Annotated in this window: 16 protein-coding genes; 7 read left to right on the top strand and 9 right to left on the bottom strand. The window is 70.1% G+C overall.

What is annotated here, in order from left to right:
• Positions 1-456: 456 nt before the first annotated feature.
• Entirely contained in the window at positions 457-945 is a 489-nt protein-coding gene (locus ACIGFK_RS14105; protein ID WP_400051806.1) for a hypothetical protein, read from the bottom strand.
• 460 nt (positions 946-1,405) lie between these two features.
• Here ACIGFK_RS14105 and ACIGFK_RS14100 point away from each other — a divergent pair, with 460 nt between their 5' ends.
• Positions 1,406-1,984: a TetR/AcrR family transcriptional regulator gene (locus ACIGFK_RS14100; RefSeq protein ID WP_400051805.1), complete on the top strand. Its 579-nt coding sequence runs from the start codon at positions 1,406-1,408 to the stop codon at positions 1,982-1,984.
• Between the two features lie 842 nt (positions 1,985-2,826).
• A complete protein-coding gene (locus tag ACIGFK_RS14095; protein WP_400051803.1) occupies positions 2,827-3,747 on the top strand; it encodes a hypothetical protein in 921 nt (306 codons plus the stop codon).
• 384 nt (positions 3,748-4,131) lie between these two features.
• Here the strand turns inward: ACIGFK_RS14095 and ACIGFK_RS14090 are convergent, their stop codons facing one another.
• Together ACIGFK_RS14090 and ACIGFK_RS14085 are read right to left on the bottom strand one after the other, a co-directional pair.
• On the bottom strand, positions 4,132-4,677 hold the full coding sequence (locus ACIGFK_RS14090; protein WP_400051802.1) for a hypothetical protein: 546 nt from the start codon (positions 4,675-4,677) through the stop codon (positions 4,132-4,134).
• A complete protein-coding gene (locus tag ACIGFK_RS14085) occupies positions 4,674-4,826 on the bottom strand; it encodes a hypothetical protein (RefSeq protein WP_400051800.1) in 153 nt (50 codons plus the stop codon). The genes ACIGFK_RS14090 and ACIGFK_RS14085 overlap by 4 nt, the downstream gene beginning before the upstream one ends.
• A gap of 93 nt (positions 4,827-4,919) precedes the next feature.
• Here ACIGFK_RS14085 and ACIGFK_RS14080 point away from each other — a divergent pair, with 93 nt between their 5' ends.
• The 3 genes from ACIGFK_RS14080 to ACIGFK_RS14070 all read left to right on the top strand — a co-directional run bounded on the left by ACIGFK_RS14080 (position 4,920) and on the right by ACIGFK_RS14070 (position 6,852).
• Positions 4,920-5,489 (top strand): TetR/AcrR family transcriptional regulator, encoded by a 570-nt coding sequence (locus ACIGFK_RS14080; protein ID WP_400051798.1) that lies wholly within the window; start codon positions 4,920-4,922, stop codon positions 5,487-5,489.
• Between the two features lie 81 nt (positions 5,490-5,570).
• The gene (locus ACIGFK_RS14075) at positions 5,571-6,005 is read left to right on the top strand and encodes a hypothetical protein (protein ID WP_400051797.1); all 435 of its coding nucleotides are present in this window, start codon (positions 5,571-5,573) and stop codon (positions 6,003-6,005) included.
• Between the two features lie 106 nt (positions 6,006-6,111).
• Positions 6,112-6,852 (top strand): hypothetical protein, encoded by a 741-nt coding sequence (locus ACIGFK_RS14070; RefSeq protein WP_400051795.1) that lies wholly within the window; start codon positions 6,112-6,114, stop codon positions 6,850-6,852.
• 62 nt (positions 6,853-6,914) lie between these two features.
• Here the strand turns inward: ACIGFK_RS14070 and ACIGFK_RS14065 are convergent, their stop codons facing one another.
• Genes ACIGFK_RS14065 through ACIGFK_RS14050 form a run of 4 tightly spaced genes read right to left on the bottom strand, consistent with a single transcriptional unit; the run spans position 6,915 to position 8,615 of the window.
• Positions 6,915-7,562, bottom strand: a complete 648-nt coding sequence (locus ACIGFK_RS14065; protein WP_400051794.1) for a DUF305 domain-containing protein — start codon at positions 7,560-7,562, stop codon at positions 6,915-6,917.
• Positions 7,559-8,017, bottom strand: coding sequence for a hypothetical protein (locus ACIGFK_RS14060; protein ID WP_400051792.1), 459 nt, complete (start codon positions 8,015-8,017; stop codon positions 7,559-7,561). Before ACIGFK_RS14060 ends, ACIGFK_RS14065 begins: the two co-directional genes overlap by 4 nt.
• A gap of 37 nt (positions 8,018-8,054) precedes the next feature.
• Complete coding sequence (locus tag ACIGFK_RS14055; protein WP_400051790.1) at positions 8,055-8,294, bottom strand: DUF2933 domain-containing protein; 240 nt, start codon at positions 8,292-8,294, stop codon at positions 8,055-8,057.
• Between the two features lie 57 nt (positions 8,295-8,351).
• Positions 8,352-8,615: an SHOCT domain-containing protein gene (locus ACIGFK_RS14050; RefSeq protein WP_400051788.1), complete on the bottom strand. Its 264-nt coding sequence runs from the start codon at positions 8,613-8,615 to the stop codon at positions 8,352-8,354.
• A 173-nt stretch (positions 8,616-8,788) separates the two neighbouring features.
• On the opposite strand from ACIGFK_RS14050, the gene ACIGFK_RS14045 reads away from it, so the two are divergent.
• Positions 8,789-11,569, top strand: coding sequence for a heavy metal translocating P-type ATPase (locus ACIGFK_RS14045; protein WP_400051786.1), 2,781 nt, complete (start codon positions 8,789-8,791; stop codon positions 11,567-11,569).
• Positions 11,570-11,607: 38 nt separating this feature from the next.
• On the opposite strand, the gene ACIGFK_RS14040 is transcribed toward ACIGFK_RS14045, so the two are convergent.
• Together ACIGFK_RS14040 and ACIGFK_RS14035 are read right to left on the bottom strand one after the other, a co-directional pair.
• Complete coding sequence (locus tag ACIGFK_RS14040; RefSeq protein ID WP_400051784.1) at positions 11,608-12,546, bottom strand: tyrosinase family protein; 939 nt, start codon at positions 12,544-12,546, stop codon at positions 11,608-11,610.
• A 289-nt stretch (positions 12,547-12,835) separates the two neighbouring features.
• Positions 12,836-13,492: a methyltransferase domain-containing protein gene (locus ACIGFK_RS14035; protein WP_400051783.1), complete on the bottom strand. Its 657-nt coding sequence runs from the start codon at positions 13,490-13,492 to the stop codon at positions 12,836-12,838.
• Between the two features lie 181 nt (positions 13,493-13,673).
• On the opposite strand from ACIGFK_RS14035, the gene ACIGFK_RS14030 reads away from it, so the two are divergent.
• Positions 13,674-14,084: a MerR family transcriptional regulator gene (locus tag ACIGFK_RS14030; RefSeq protein WP_400051781.1), complete on the top strand. Its 411-nt coding sequence runs from the start codon at positions 13,674-13,676 to the stop codon at positions 14,082-14,084.
• The last annotated feature ends 321 nt before the right edge of the window (positions 14,085-14,405 follow it).

Genomic DNA, 14,405 nt, shown 5'->3' with positions numbered 1-14,405 from the left:
CGTTGCCCGGGGTGGGAATTGAACTCCCAGACCACACCCTTTCCAGAAACTCAGAGTAGCCATAACACTGCCCTGAGCAACCCCCGTTGCCCCGGGGGCCTTCGCTGCCGGACCAGTCGCGGACCAGAGTCGGCCCCACCTCCCCCGGGCCTGCAGGTCGTCGACAGGTTGCGGCAGGACGTTGGCACACCAGGAAAGCAGTCGGCCACCGACAGCCGACGGGCCCGGAGCGCCGTTCCCGCTGAACACCTGGCCACCAGCGTCTCCGGCGCCAAGGCCCCCGTACACCTGCAGCGCAGGCGGGTTCCGCCGCGCACGTCCCTGACTCCGGCCGTTTCCATGGCCGCCGCGGGCTGATCCTGGCTCCGCCCCTGTGAGCCGTGGTCCCGCACCACCGGGACACGCCACGGCAGCAACGAAAGCCGGACCGACCGGGGGCTCGACCGTCTCGGACGATCAGGCGGCGAGGGTGGCGGTCAGGAGCCACCCGGTGCTGCGGAGTCGGACCGCGCCGCCGGTCTCGTGAGCACCGAGGTCTTCGGCCAGGCGGCGGCGCGCAAGGGCCTGGGCGGCGGGATCAACCGAGCTGAGGAGGTGCCGGCCGGGGCCGGAGTCGAGGAGGAAGTCCGCGGCCTCCCCAACGGTTCGACCCCAGGTCCCGTGCGTGTGGATGTGTCCAGCGCGCACGTTCTGGAGACCCGCCTTACGGAGCAGGCCGGTTGCGGTGTCGGGGTCGGCGAGGGAAAACAGGCCCGGTCCGCCAGGTGCTCCGAAGCCACCGATCGGCAGGATGTCCTTGAGTGCGGTGAGCGCGGTCAGCCACTCGTTCCCTTCGGGCTCCGCCGCGCTCAGGAAGGCGATGCGCCCACCCGGACACAGGGCGCAAGCAATGTTGGCGAACGCAGCGGTGGGGTCGGAGAAGAACATGATGCCGAAGCGGCTCATCGCGACATCGAAGGCGGCTCGGGCAGGTCGTGGACTTGGGCGTCGCCGTGCGTGAAGGAGATATTGGCGATGCCTTCTTCAGCGGCGACCGTCCGGGCTTGCTCAAGCATGGGGGCGGAGAGTCGAGGCCGGTGGCGTAGCCCTGCTCCGCCGCACGGGCGGCCAGACGCGTGGTCGCGCCCGCGCCGCATCCGATGTCGAGAACGTGCTCTCCGGGACGAATCGACGCGGCCGTCATCAGTGGCTCGCTGAAGCCGGCGTTGACAGCATTCCAGCGGTCGTGGTGGGCGGCCCAGTGCGCACCTTCATAGCCGTTCCATGCCTGAGCCTGGGCGGTGTTGGCGGTCTGCTGAATGCGGAATGACCTCCGGTTGGGTAGCGAGAGCCCCAGAATGGGCGGACGCCCAAACAGTATGGGCGATCGCCCATACCTGCAATGCCTTGCCTCAGGGGGAAGTTGATGTCACCGCGCGGAGTAGCCATCGAAGGCCTGCGGGAGCGGCTGTTCGCCGCAGCAGAGCGCGTCCTGGCCCGGGAGGGGGCCGTGGCACTGACCAGCCGGGCCGTTACTGAGGAGGCCGAGTGCGCCAAGGGGGTGCTGCACACGCACTTCGCCGGGCTGGACGAGTTCGTCGCCGAACTGGTCCTGTACCGATTCGGGACGACCCCGCGCTGTCGGAAGACCTGCCCTCCAGAGCGGGTACCGGTTCAGTGGGAGAGAACCTTGCGGATGTGGCCTCAGCGGTGCTGTCCCTGGATCCAGGGCCGGTGGGGCTGGCGGTGCCCGGCCGCCCGGCGCGTCCGCGAGGCCTGGCAGGCCGGCGCCCCCGGGTTCACCGCGATCCAGGAGGCGGTCAGCGGCTACCTGCGGGCGGAGCAGGAACTCGGGAGGGTCGCGACGCCGTTGGATGTGGAGTCGGTGGCGCTCGCGCTTGTGGGGACGCTGCACCACCTGCTGATGACCAGCTCGGCCGATGCGGCGCCGGCTTCTCAAGCTCAGGTCGAGCGGCTCATCCACGCACTGATCTGTACGGCGTGACATCCATCGCTCTGAGGGACCAAGGCGGCAGCGAGTGGGGTGTTGCCGGTCGCGGGCAGGGGATCATCAAGCCGGACCGAAGGTCGGCGCACATGGCCCTTCTTCGCGTGGGTCTATTCGCCTGGCGGCCAGTCGTAGCCGTCCGGCACGGTGACCTTCGTGGTCGTGGGCCCGTGGACGAGAACGATCTCATCGTGAGCCCGTTCCGGGTGGTGCAGGCTGAAGCCGGCATGCGCCGACGTACCCCGCCGGGGTAACGTCGGAGCTCATCAGTCCACATGCGACAGGGATCGAAGGACAGTGCGGTGATCAGCGGACAGTTCAGCGGACAGGGCATCGCCCGGCTGACAGCCGTGTGCGCGGTTCTGCTCGGCCTGTTCCTCATGCACGGCGCGCCGGCCACTGCCGCCGAGGGCTGTCACAGTGCAATGTCCCACGTCACTCCCACGGACGACGGCCACCGACATGCGGCGATGAGCCCGGCTGCCGAGGCCACCGGCCATGGACCGACCCGCGAGGCCTCCCCGGTGCAGGGCACGGGCGGAGGGTCGTGCGTCTCCACCCCCGCACAGAAACGGATCTCGCTGTCGGCTCCAGGCCTCCTGGCCGCGGCCGTCTTCGGGACGCTCACGGCAGGGCTGTCAGCGCGCCTGCGGGCAGCCGGAGGCGGGACCGGAAGACGTGGACCGCCTGACGACGGGCGAGATCTGCTGAATCGGGTCTGCATCGCGCGGACGTGACGGGCACCGCCTGGCCCCGGCCGCCGGCCGGGCTCAGGCGCCACCCCTTCACGTTCCCGCGCGCCATCGCTGTGGTGCGCCCGCCCTGAGAGACCTCGAGAAATGTTTGCTTCCCACCTCTTCACCGTTCGGCGCCACACTCCGGCCGCGGCCGGCACCGCCGTGGCTCTGGCCCTGACCCTGGCCGCCTGCGGTTCGTCCGACGACTCCTCGTCCATGCCCGGTATGGACCACGGCACCCACTCCTCCGCCTCGCCCAGCACGTCGTCGATGGGTGACATGCCCGGCATGGACCACATGGCCGCTGCGGGCTCCGGCCTGTCCGACAGGCAGGACGGCTACCGCCTCACCTCACCGGAGACGACTCTGGCGTCCGGCAATCCGGCCGCGTACCGGTTCACGATCAGTGGTTCGGACGGCAAGCCGGTCACGGCGTTCGCGCTCGAGCAGACCCAGCGGATGCACTTCTACGCCATTCGCTCCGACCTCACCGGCTTCCAGCACATCCACCCCGTCATGGCCCCCGACGGCACCTGGACGGCCGGCCTGGCCGCCCTCACGCCCGGAACCTGGCGGATGTTCACCTCCTTCACCCCCGACAGCGGGGGCGGCAAGGGCAAGGACCTGGTGCTGTCGCGCACGGTGACCGTTCCCGGCAACGTCGCCGAGACCCCGCTGCCCGCCCCGGCGACCACGGCCGAGGCCGACGGCTACACGATCACCGTCCAGGGCCGGCCCATGTCGGGCATGGCGCACCCGCTGACCGTCTCGGTCTCCAAGGACGGCAAGCCGGTCGCCGACCTCCAGCCGTACCTGGACACCTACGCCCACCTGACCGCCTTCCACGAAGGCGACCAGGCGTTCGCCCACCTGCACCCGACCACACAGGTCACCGGCGACAACGGCGGGCCTGACCTCGCCTTCCACGCCGAGCTGCCCACCACGGGGAACTGGCGGCTGTTCCTCCAGTTCCAGACCGGCGGGAAGCTCCACACCGCCGCCCTGACCCTGAACGTCGGCTGAGCTCAGCGGGCGCCGCCCGGAACGGCGGCGCCCGCCCTGCCGCAGTCGGCGAAACCATGCCCGGGGGGAGGCAGCCGTTCGCCACGTCGCCTCGTCGGCGCTTCGGCTGCTCGCCACCCACCCCTTCGGCCTCGGCGACGTCGACCAGGCGAAGCTGACCCGCTGCATCGAGGAATGCATCGCCTGCACCCAGGCATGTGCGGCGTAGCGGACGCAGACCTCTCCGAGGGCATGGTCGGGGACCTGGACGCATGTATCCGCACCAACATGGACCGCGCCGACATCTGCAGCGCCACAGTCTCTTGATCTCGGTGGAGGGCAGAGCGGTGTCAACATGCACGGTCAATCCCCGACGCTTTCCGGCGGGCGGGCCCGTACGTCGGCTCAGAGCGCGGCTGCCAGCGGCGCCCCCAGGACCCGCTCCCGTCGGCGGCGCCGGATCCCGTACCGGGTCATCCCGCGCGGCTTGAACACCGACAGGACTGCCGCAGTCAGCAGGACCACGATCGCGGCTCCGGCATCGGCCACCAGTTGCACCCGCATCCCCTGAAGCTCCCCACCCGCCAGGGCGGCCCGGGACGCAGCTTCGGCCAGGTGTCCGACCGGCTGCATGTGCACCAGCAGCAGAAGGGTGGCGAGAACCGTGATCAGCAGCTTCGCGATCACCCAGTAATGCCGCGCCAGTCCCCAGACCGTTCCCAGCGACTGCGCCACCCCGGTGACGAGCGTGGCCGCGCTCAGCGGCACGATCACGGCCCAGCCCACCACGTCCATCGCGACGTACGCGCCACGCACCGTTTGCGGGGCGCCGCCGGCCAGCCCGGCGACGGCGAGCGCAAGGAAGGCGGCCACCGCGCCCAGCCAGCCGAGCGAGGCAGCGACGTGGGCGGTCAACACCGTCTTGCGCAGGGCGGGCGGGAACTGCTTCACGGCGTGTGCCCGATCATGCCGCCGCCGGCCACGTGCACGGCGACGAACACCACCACAAGCAACACCGCCAACGCTGCGGAGATCTTCACCCAGCGCGGCACCCCGCCCTCTTCGTCTTCCGTGCCGGACGCGTTCGGCGACCTCGACATGGCGCCCTCCAGAACCTGTGCAGAATTTTGCGAGACATTGTGTCTCTATCTCCAACGGAGTGTATCGCTTCTGGACATCCGTATCCTGGGCAGGTGCCGAAGCTGTGGAACGAGACCATCGACGCGCACCGCCACGCGGTGCGGGAGGCGATCCTGAACGCGGCCGCCGAACTGATCGAAGGCGGCGGCCTGCGTTCGGTCACCATGTCGCAGCTCGCCGAACGCGCCGGCATCGGGCGGGCCACGCTCTACAAGTACTTTCCCGACGCCGAGGCCGTACTCTCCGCCTGGCACGAGCGGCAGGTCGCTGCGCATCTCCACCAGCTCGCCGAGGCCGCACACCGTCCCGGCGCCGCCGCACAGAGACTGGCGGCCGTCGCGACCGCCTACGCCGATCTGGCCCGGCAGGGGCACGGCGGGGAGCTGGCTGCCCTCCTCCATCAGGGCGAGCACGTCGGCCACGCCGAGCGGCACCTCACGCAGCTGCTGGAAGGCCTCATCGCCGATGGGGCCCGGGACGGCGACCTCCGCGACAACGTTCCGCCCGCCGAGCTCGCCGCGTACTGCCTCCACGCCCTGACCGCCGCGTCGAGCCTGCCCTCCCGGGCCGCGGTCGAGCGGCTGGTCGCCGTCACTCTCGACGGCCTGCGTCCTGTTCCCTGAGCCCGACGAGATCACCACTTCGAATGTCGACGGAACGGACCCCGTGGTCAGGCTTGGCGTGCTGCGGGATAGGGTCGTGGCGTGTTCTCGGCCCACCCCGCATCCGGTATTCCGCGTACCCGCACCTCGCCGGGTCCGCTGCGCCTGCTGTGGTTGGCCGCCTTGCTGTTCGGGTTCCTCTACACCCACGTCGCAGGCGCCGACAGCGTCGCGGCCCACGTTGCCGGCTCCGCAGTCACCGTGCCGCAGCTCTCCTCGCACCATGCCGTTCCCGGCGGCCACGACGACACCCCTGCCGGCGGCGGGGAGTCCGGCCACACCCACCACGCCGAGGAATGCGACTCCGCCCACCCGGCGCAGACCGGCAGCGACGGCGTGCCCGTCCTTCAGCTCCTGCCTCTGGGCGGACTGACCCCTTCCACCGGTGTGGCCGGGCTGACGCGCCACGCGCCCGAAGACGCTCGGGCACTACCCCCTTTGCGAAGCTCTCTCGGCTCCGTGGTCCAGCAGGTGTAGATCCGGGCTCTTTGCCCGCATCCATACCGAATCTGCTCGCGCCCCGGAAGCCCCTTTGTCGGGCTCCGCCGTCGCGCGCCCACGCACGCTCCGCAGGGAATCACGCATGGCTCAGGCCCAACTTCTCGACGCCCGTACGCCCGACTCCGCCGCCCCGCCGCCGACCGGTCGGGCGGCCCGCCGCAAGGAACACGTCCGCCAGGCCCGCCGCCGGTCACTGGCCGCCCGCTACCTCGGATACGTCGGCTACTTCGTCGGCGCCGGACTCATCAGCGGCGCCGTCGTCCACCACCCCCTCGACCCCGCCCGCTACACCCGTATCGCCCTCTACGGCGCCGCTGTCTTCCTCGCCGCCACCGTCCTCAACGAGTTCCTCCTCACCCGCGAACGCCCCGGCCTCACCCGCGCGCTCGTGGTCATCGGCGCATCGCTCACGCTGTCCTTCGGAATCGGCATGCTCTCCGGCGGCCTGCAGCACTTCGACGACTTCCCCGCCCGCGGAGCCGTCCTCGTCCCCGCCGGCCTGGTCGTCTCCTTCATCGCCTACGTCGTCAAGGACCCCGAGATCGCGAACCGGCGCATCGTCGGCGTCATCGGCCTGGCCGTCCTGATCACAGCTGCGCTCGCCTTCCTCGGCCTGCGCGAAGTCGCGGCGTCCATGGAGAAGGCACCCGGGGCCGGGCACAGTCACGGCAGTGCGGAGGAACCCGGCCACGAGGACGGGCACGCTCCGGCCGTGCAACCCGCCACACCTGCCGCCACCTCCGTGCCGCCGGTCCTCCCGAGTCCGGGACAGCCCAGCCAGAAGGCGCCGAGTTCGGGTGACGGCCACGCGCACAGCCACTGACCCGGCTCCTGCCCCGGCCCTCCGGCCGGGGCAGGAGCAACAGCGGACCTGCGGCCGCGCCCTCAGCGGGCCTTGAGCATGGCGCTCATCTGTGCGATCTCGGCGGTCTGGCTGCGGATGATGTCGGTGGCGAGGTCCTTCGTCGGGCTGTAAGAGCCATGACGAAGCTCGTACTGGGCCATGTCGATGGCGCCTTCGTGGTGCTCGATCATCATGGTCAGGAACATCGTGTCGAAGGCCCGGCCGGAGGCTCGATTCAGGTCCACCATCTGCGTCCTGTGCATCATGCCGGGCATGGACGTCGCGTCATCATCGTCCTGCCCCATGCCTGCCATGTCCTCCATGCTGCCCATGCCCCGCGGCACGGGTTCGCCCCATGCCCTCAGCCACCCGGTCATCGTCCGGATCTCGGGGGCCTGCGCCTTCTGGATCCGCTCGGCCAGGGCCCTCACCTCGGGCGAAGAACCGTGGCTGCGGGCCATCTGCGCCATGACGATGGCCTGGCGGTGGTGGGGGATCATCCGCTGCGCGAAGGTGACGTCAGCCTGATTGTGCTCGTCAGCCTGCGTGAGGACACGCATCGTCATGCCGGCGGAGTGGGCCGGCTCGACCGAGGCGGCGGTTACGGCGCCGCCCGGGGCGGCCAGGATGAGCGCGGCCGCTGCTGCGGTCAGGGCGGTGCGGCGGCCGGTCGGACGGTTGGTGCTCATGCTGTGCCTCCTTGGGCGAGCGGGCGGGCGGGCCGGGCGGTGCGGTGGAACAGTGCGCGGGCACTCGGGACGAGCAGGGCAAGGCAGGCCCGAGCGCCCGGCGGTCGTTGCGGAAGATCACGACGGTCACGAGCGGGCATCTGCCCGGCGTCGGCGGTCCACTGTTCGCCGCAACAGGCCGAGACCACGACGTGCTGCTGCCGGTGCCCAGGGGGTGCCGTGCGCCGCCCACGGGCCAGCAGAGCCATCCGCCGCCGGTCGGTGGCGGCGTCGATGCGGCCGTGCAGGCGAAGCCCCACGCACCACCGCTCGGCGGCCTCCAGTGCTGCCCGCCGTCCGCGCAGGCGGGCGAGCGGAGGAACACGGCGCTCGGTCGGGGCGATCAGGCGGGCCGCGTCATGAACGACACCGGCCAGGATCAGGGCGCCGGCCAGGACGGCCATCACCGCAGCCATGGCGCCCACCTGCCTGCCCGGTGCAGGGACCGCGCTGTCAGGCGCGGCCCGGCCCCGTGGGGTGGTCGTGCTTGTCGAGCCGGTCGCGGTCGGACGGGCCGCGCCCGTCGTGTCCATCGCTGTGCATGCCGCGCATCATGATGAACATCATCAGTGGGCAGGCGCCGACGATTGCGAGCCAGGCCAGCGTCGCCACCGGTACGCCGAGCGCCAGGGCTCCGACGAACGCGATCGCGGCGGCGAGGGCGTACAAGCCGTAGTTGCGGTTGGTGTTCACGGCGGCCTCCTTGCCTGAAGCCGTGCCTACCCGGCCCGGGTTTGCCCGTGGGCCGGGCTAAGGGGCGTTCTGCGGGTGCGTGTGCAGGGCGGCCAAGCGGCGCTTGTACTCGTCCTCGTCGACCTCTCCGCGAGCCAGTCGCTGGGCAAGGATGTGTTCCGGTGTCGGGACGGCCGGGGTGTGAACGTGCTCATGAGGGCGGTCCAAGGCCCGGAAGAGCAGCACGGCCGCGGTGATGATCAGCGCCCAGAAAAGAATCATGCCGGCCGACATCGCGAACCAACCCCACCCGCTGACGTCGTGGTCGTACCAGAACATCATCACCGCTCACCTTCTTCACCTACGGGGGCTTGTCCTACCTGCATCGTCACTCCGACCGGGCTGCGCGGGAGGGGGCCGAATGGGCCCCTCCCGGGGCCGCCCGGTCCCTGCCGCGCCGCACCGCAAGCGGGCGCATGCTGGAAGGGACGGGCCGAACAGGGAGGCGAGACCCCATGGGCGCCCTTGATGTGGTCGTCGTCGTAGCTGCCGTGGCGGTGATCGGCGGGTTGGGCTGGTACTTCTTCGGCCCCCGCCGGGCCGGATACACCCGACTGGAGGACGGGGTACAGCGGATGGACGTGGTCGTGCGGGGCGGCTACAGCCCGAACCTGATCAAGGTCCGCCAGGGCACGCCCCTGGAACTGGTTTTCGACCGGCAGGAGTCCGGAGAGTGCACCTCCCGGGTCGTGTTCCCGGACCTGCACGTGAGCGCCGGGCTGCCCGCCCACACACGCACCACGGTGCGCCTGAGCCCGGACAGACCGGGCGCTTTCGGCTTCGCCTGCGGCATGAACATGATCCACGGCACCCTGCTCGTCGAACCGGACGGCCGGCCGGAGTCCACTTCACCACCAATTGCCCACCGGGCCACCGACGCGCCCGACCGCTCCCCGGCATCCGCCGTGGAGCGGTCGGCGGCCGAGGCGGAGGCCGCCGACGTCGCCGAGCGGCAGGCGGAGATCGCGGACCTGACCCGCCGGGTCGTCACCGGTGCGATTCTCACCGCCCCGGTGCTGTTCGCGGTGATGGCGCACGAGCTGTTCGGTGCCACCTGGGTACCGGGATGGATGCTGAACCACTGGCTCCAGCTGGCCCTCATCACCCCGGTGATGTTCTACACCGGGTGGCCGATCCACGTGACCGGCTGGCTCGCACTGCGCCACCGCAGCGCCGACATGAACTCGCTGATCACCCTCGGCACGAGCGCCGCCTACGGCTACAGCCTCCTCGTCACCCTCGCCCCCGGCCTCCTTCCGGAGGACGTGCGTGAGGTGTACTACGAGGCCGTCGGCGTCATCCTCACCCTCATCCTGCTCGGCAGACTGCTGGAGGCCCGCGCGAAGGCCGGCACGGGCGAGGCCATCCGTTCCCTGCTCGGACTCCAGGCCCGCACCGCGCGCGTCGTACGGGACGGTACCGAGAGCGAGATCCCCGTCGAGGACGTGACCGTCGGCGACGAGATCGTGATCCGGCCCGGAGAGAAGATCCCCGTGGATGCCGAGGTGCTGACCGGATCCTCCGCCGTCGACGAATCGATGGTCACGGGCGAGCCGATGCCGGTCACCAAGCGCACAGGGGACACCGTCATCGGCGCCACCGTCAACACCACCGGCTCCCTGCGCGTACGCGCCGCCAAGGTCGGCTCGGACACGATGCTCGCCCAGATCATCCGCCTCGTACAGGCCGCACAGGCGTCCAAGGCACCCATCCAGCGTCTGGCCGACGCCGTCTCCGCCTACTTCGTGCCCGCCGTCATCGCCATCGCCGTCGCCACGTTCGCCATCTGGTTCACCCTCGGGCCCGAGCCGGCGCTCACCCTGGCCCTCGTATCGGCCGTCGCCGTGCTGATCATCGCCTGCCCCTGCGCGCTCGGGCTGGCCACCCCCCTGTCAGTGATGGTCGGCACCGGCAAGGGCGCCCAGGCCGGCATCCTCATCCGCTCCGCCGAGGCCCTGGAGACCGCCCACAAGCTCGACACCGTCGTCCTCGACAAGACCGGCACCGTCACCGCCGGAAAACCCGTCCTCACCGACGTCCACACCACCGACGGCACCGACGAGACCGAACTGCTGCGACTGGTGGGCGCAGCCGAGGAACCGAGCGAACACCCGCTCGGACATGCCATCGCCACCGGCACTCGAGAACGCGGCGTGACCTCGCCGACCGCTTCCGTCTCCGACTTCGACTCCATCACCGGCCAAGGCGTCAAGGCGACCGTCGACGGCCACACGGTCCTCGTGGGCGCCCCCCGCCTCCTGGCGACCGCCGGCATCGACACCGGCTCCCTGAGCGCGGAGGCGGCGCGCCTGTCGGCCGAGGGCAAGACGCCCGTGCTCGCCGGGATCGACGGTAGGCCGGCGGGGGTCCTGGCCGTGGCCGACACCGTCAAGGACGACTCCGCGAACGCCATCGCCGCCCTCCAACGGCTCGGCATCGAGGTGGTCATGCTCACCGGCGACAACGCGCGTACCGCCGCCGCGATCGCCGCCCAGGTCGGCATCGGCCGGGTGCTGGCCGAGGTGCTGCCCGAGCACAAGGCCGACGAGATCCGTCGGCTTCAAGCCGAAGGCCGCACCGTCGGCATGGTCGGCGACGGCATCAACGACGCCCCCGCACTGGCCGCCGCCGACGTGGGCCTCGCGATCGGCACCGGGACCGACGTCGCCATCGAAGCCGCCGACATCACCCTGATCTCCGGCTCCCTCAACGGAGTCGTCACCGCCGTCAACCTCTCCCGCGCCACCATGCGCAACATCAAACAGAACCTGTTCTTCGCCCTCGTCTACAACGCCATCGGCGTCCCCCTCGCCGCCGGCGCCCTCTACCCCCTGTGGGGCATCCGCCTCAGCCCGATCATCGCCGCCGGAGCCATGGCACTGAGCTCCCTGTCCGTGGTCACCAACGCCTCCCGCCTGCGCCGCTGGCACCCCGCCCCCGTACCGCACACCGCACCGGCCCACGTGCAGCCACGAGTCGAAACTCCGGCAGACCCCGTGCCGTCCCGCGGCCACCCCGCGGTTACGGGCCCGCACGCGCACCGGGACAGCGCCGGCACCGCACGACAGGTCGTGGATCCCGTGTGCGGCATGCGCATAGACCCGGCAGGAGCCGCGGAGCGCCGCCAGACCGGCACCGGCGAGTACTTCTTCTGCTCAGCGCATTGCGCCGCCGCCTTCGACGCCGACCCGATCCGATACACCACCGCGCCCCACACCGCACACGAAAGCCGGTGAGCCCGCTACCAGGCTCACCGGCTCGTGCGGGGCGTACGTCAGACCACGCCCGGGTTCGTGTCGTAGCGGCGCGGGATCACCACCGACAGGTCCTTGTACGTCTTCGGGATGCCGAGGCCTTCAGCGCCGCCCCAAGGCCGGACCTTGTTCGCGGACCCCGTCGCCCAGGGTTCGATGTTGTCGTTGAGCTCCGGGTCCCCGCTCATCGTGCCGTACACGTGCTCAGGGTCGAGTCGCTCGGGGTTGCCGGGCTGCAGCTGCCACGACGCGAACAGTCTGTCCACGTTCGCGTGGAGGAAGAAGACGAACGGGTCGCGGAAGGAGATGTGCGAGTTCCCCATGTTGACGAAGCCGTGCATCTCGTTGTGGCTGTCCTCGAGCAACGAGGTCATGTCCGCGTAGTCGTCGGCGGCCAGCACGCTCTGATCCCGGCCGGGGTCGATCGGCAGGCCGTTGACTTGCCTGCGCACCGCCCTCGGCTTGTCGGCTGGATTGTTGTTCGGGTCGAAGGCGTTGTCCGAGCGGAACGGGTTGGCCTGCGGGTCGTAGAACCCCGCACCTTCGAATGGCTGGCCGATAGGCTGAAGGGCTTGGCCGCCGTACCCCATGAACTCCGGGGTGAACAGGTTCAGGGATCCGGAGTTGCCGTTGCCGAGGTTGGCGTTCGGGATGCTGCGCGGGTCCTGCGTCCAGTCCCAGTAGTGCAGTGACACCCGAGGGTCGATCACGCGGAGCTGGTCCTCGAAGCGGTTGACGATTTCCCGGTGCCACGGAAGGAACTCCGGTCCGCCGTGGACATGGGTGGCCTTATGGATCTCGTCCTGCTTGAACCACCATGTAACGCCACCTGGCACGGTGTCGTCTCGTTTGCCATCCCACTTGGTCTTGTTCAGCTTCAGGATGGCGTCGCGCAGCAGGGTGCGCTCCTTGGGGTCGACGGTGGCGATGTTGCGGCGAATGCCGTCTCCGAGTGCCATGGCTGCTCCTTGCACGAGTGCTGTCCCCATGCGGCCGCCGACCGACCCTCGCCCCCCTGTACGCGATGGCACCGTTGCCCGCGACACCAGCAAGCCGCCTCAGCCCACTGTCAAGGCCCCCTCTTCACTCAGCAACGCCGACGGACTGAATGGGGGGCGCACGGTGGGGCGCACGCGGCGCGACCTCCTCCCTGCCGTGCGATCCCGGTCTTGGACGACCGAACAGTCCCTCGGCTGTCGCATGCCGGGCATCCTCCGAGCACCTTGCCCTCCAGGTCCGGTCGTCCGCTCACGCGCGAGTGGAGGAGGCAATGAAGAGAGGAACGGCCACGAACAGACGATCGACTTCGGCCCGTGCACGCTGCTCGGCCAGCCAGCCTTCAGCCTCCATTCGGCTAATCGCTCGGGCCTTATGCGCCACCTCGGCGAGGCCACTGATCATGGGCAGCGCGCCGTCTCCGGCGAACACGACCGTGTGCACCTGCACGTCAACGTCGCGAAAGCCTGCGTCGAGCAGCAGGCTGCGATAGCGCCGTGCCGTTCGAGGACCCGGCACGAGGTCCGCCCGGGCGTGCACGATGACCCGGGTCAGCGCGGCGTCGTCGGAGTCGATCAAGAAAGTGTCCCAGTCCTGGCCGACCAGGACTGCTCGGCCGCCAGGCACAAGGACTCGGCGCGCCTCCGCAAGGGCGCGGGAGGGGTCGTCCAGCTCATGGAACACCTTGTCGGCCCGGTATGCATCCAACTCCCCGTCCTCGAAGGGGAGCTGCTCCGCCTTGGAGTGCTCGAAGCGGCAGTCGGACCTCCGCCGCCTGGCCTCGGCGAGCATCTCCTCGCTGGTGTCCACTCCGATCGCCCGCGCGCCCCGATCTGCCATCTCCGCCACCGCCCGGCCGGCTCCACACCCGACGTCGACGACTGCGGACCCACGCTTCAGGGTCAGCAACTCATATGATTGCTAACGAAGTTGCCGAAATGCAGGAAGGGCATCCACAGCATCCAGCAGAGAGATGAGCTGGAGCGCCTGAACGGCCGAATCATCACGCACCTGTGTGTTGGACATGACTGTCAGGCCGGCGCTTAATGTTGACGTGAAGTCAAGCGAGAGCAGCCGATCAGGGACGTTGATGAGCATCGGGGCCGTCGCGGAGCGCTTCGGGCTCGCCACGCACGTACTACGGCATTGGGAGAGCATGGGCCTCCTTACTCCCGCGCGCGACGCGAACGGGCACCGGCGGTACGGCCGCGACGAGCTGGTACGGACGGCGATGATCCTGCTGGCCAAGGAAGCCGGCCTCGGCCTTGATGAAATCCGCGCCATGGCGACGACCCGGGATTCCCACCGGCGTGACGAGGTGCTGTCGGCACGGCGGGACGCCCTCCGTACCACCATCACGAAAGCTCAGGATCAGCTCGAACTGATCGAGGGCGCCCTGTACTGCGACCACGACGACATCACCACATGCCCGCACTTCCAGCGGGTCATCGCAATCCGGTCAGGCGAGCTCCGTCGCGAGGCAGAAGCCCAGCCGAATTGACCGTCAGGGGTGCGCCTCATACGCCTACGCGTCGGGCTGTGGGAGGCAGGACCGGGCGAGCGCCGCAGGCATGATCAATGCGCGGGACAAGCCGTCCCGCTTGCCGTGCCTCGCACCTCCAGGGGCCCGGTCCTTGCCGCGCGTCCGGCCGCCGGCCGCGCCGAACCACGAGCCCCTGCCGCTCCCCTACATCCCGGCACCCCGCTCGCCAGAGTCCGCCCCGAGCACAAGGCCTGCGGTGACGGGACACCGCCGATCGCCTACCGCGGCAAATGCGGGGCTGGGGTTCAGCCCTGCGGGGGCACCCGCACGCTTCTGTCC

The sequence above is a fragment of the Streptomyces sp. NPDC085524 genome (assembly GCF_044541755.1).
Taxonomy (GTDB): Bacteria; Actinomycetota; Actinomycetes; order Streptomycetales; family Streptomycetaceae; genus Streptomyces.
This window is presented reverse-complemented; position numbering and strand designations above follow the sequence as displayed.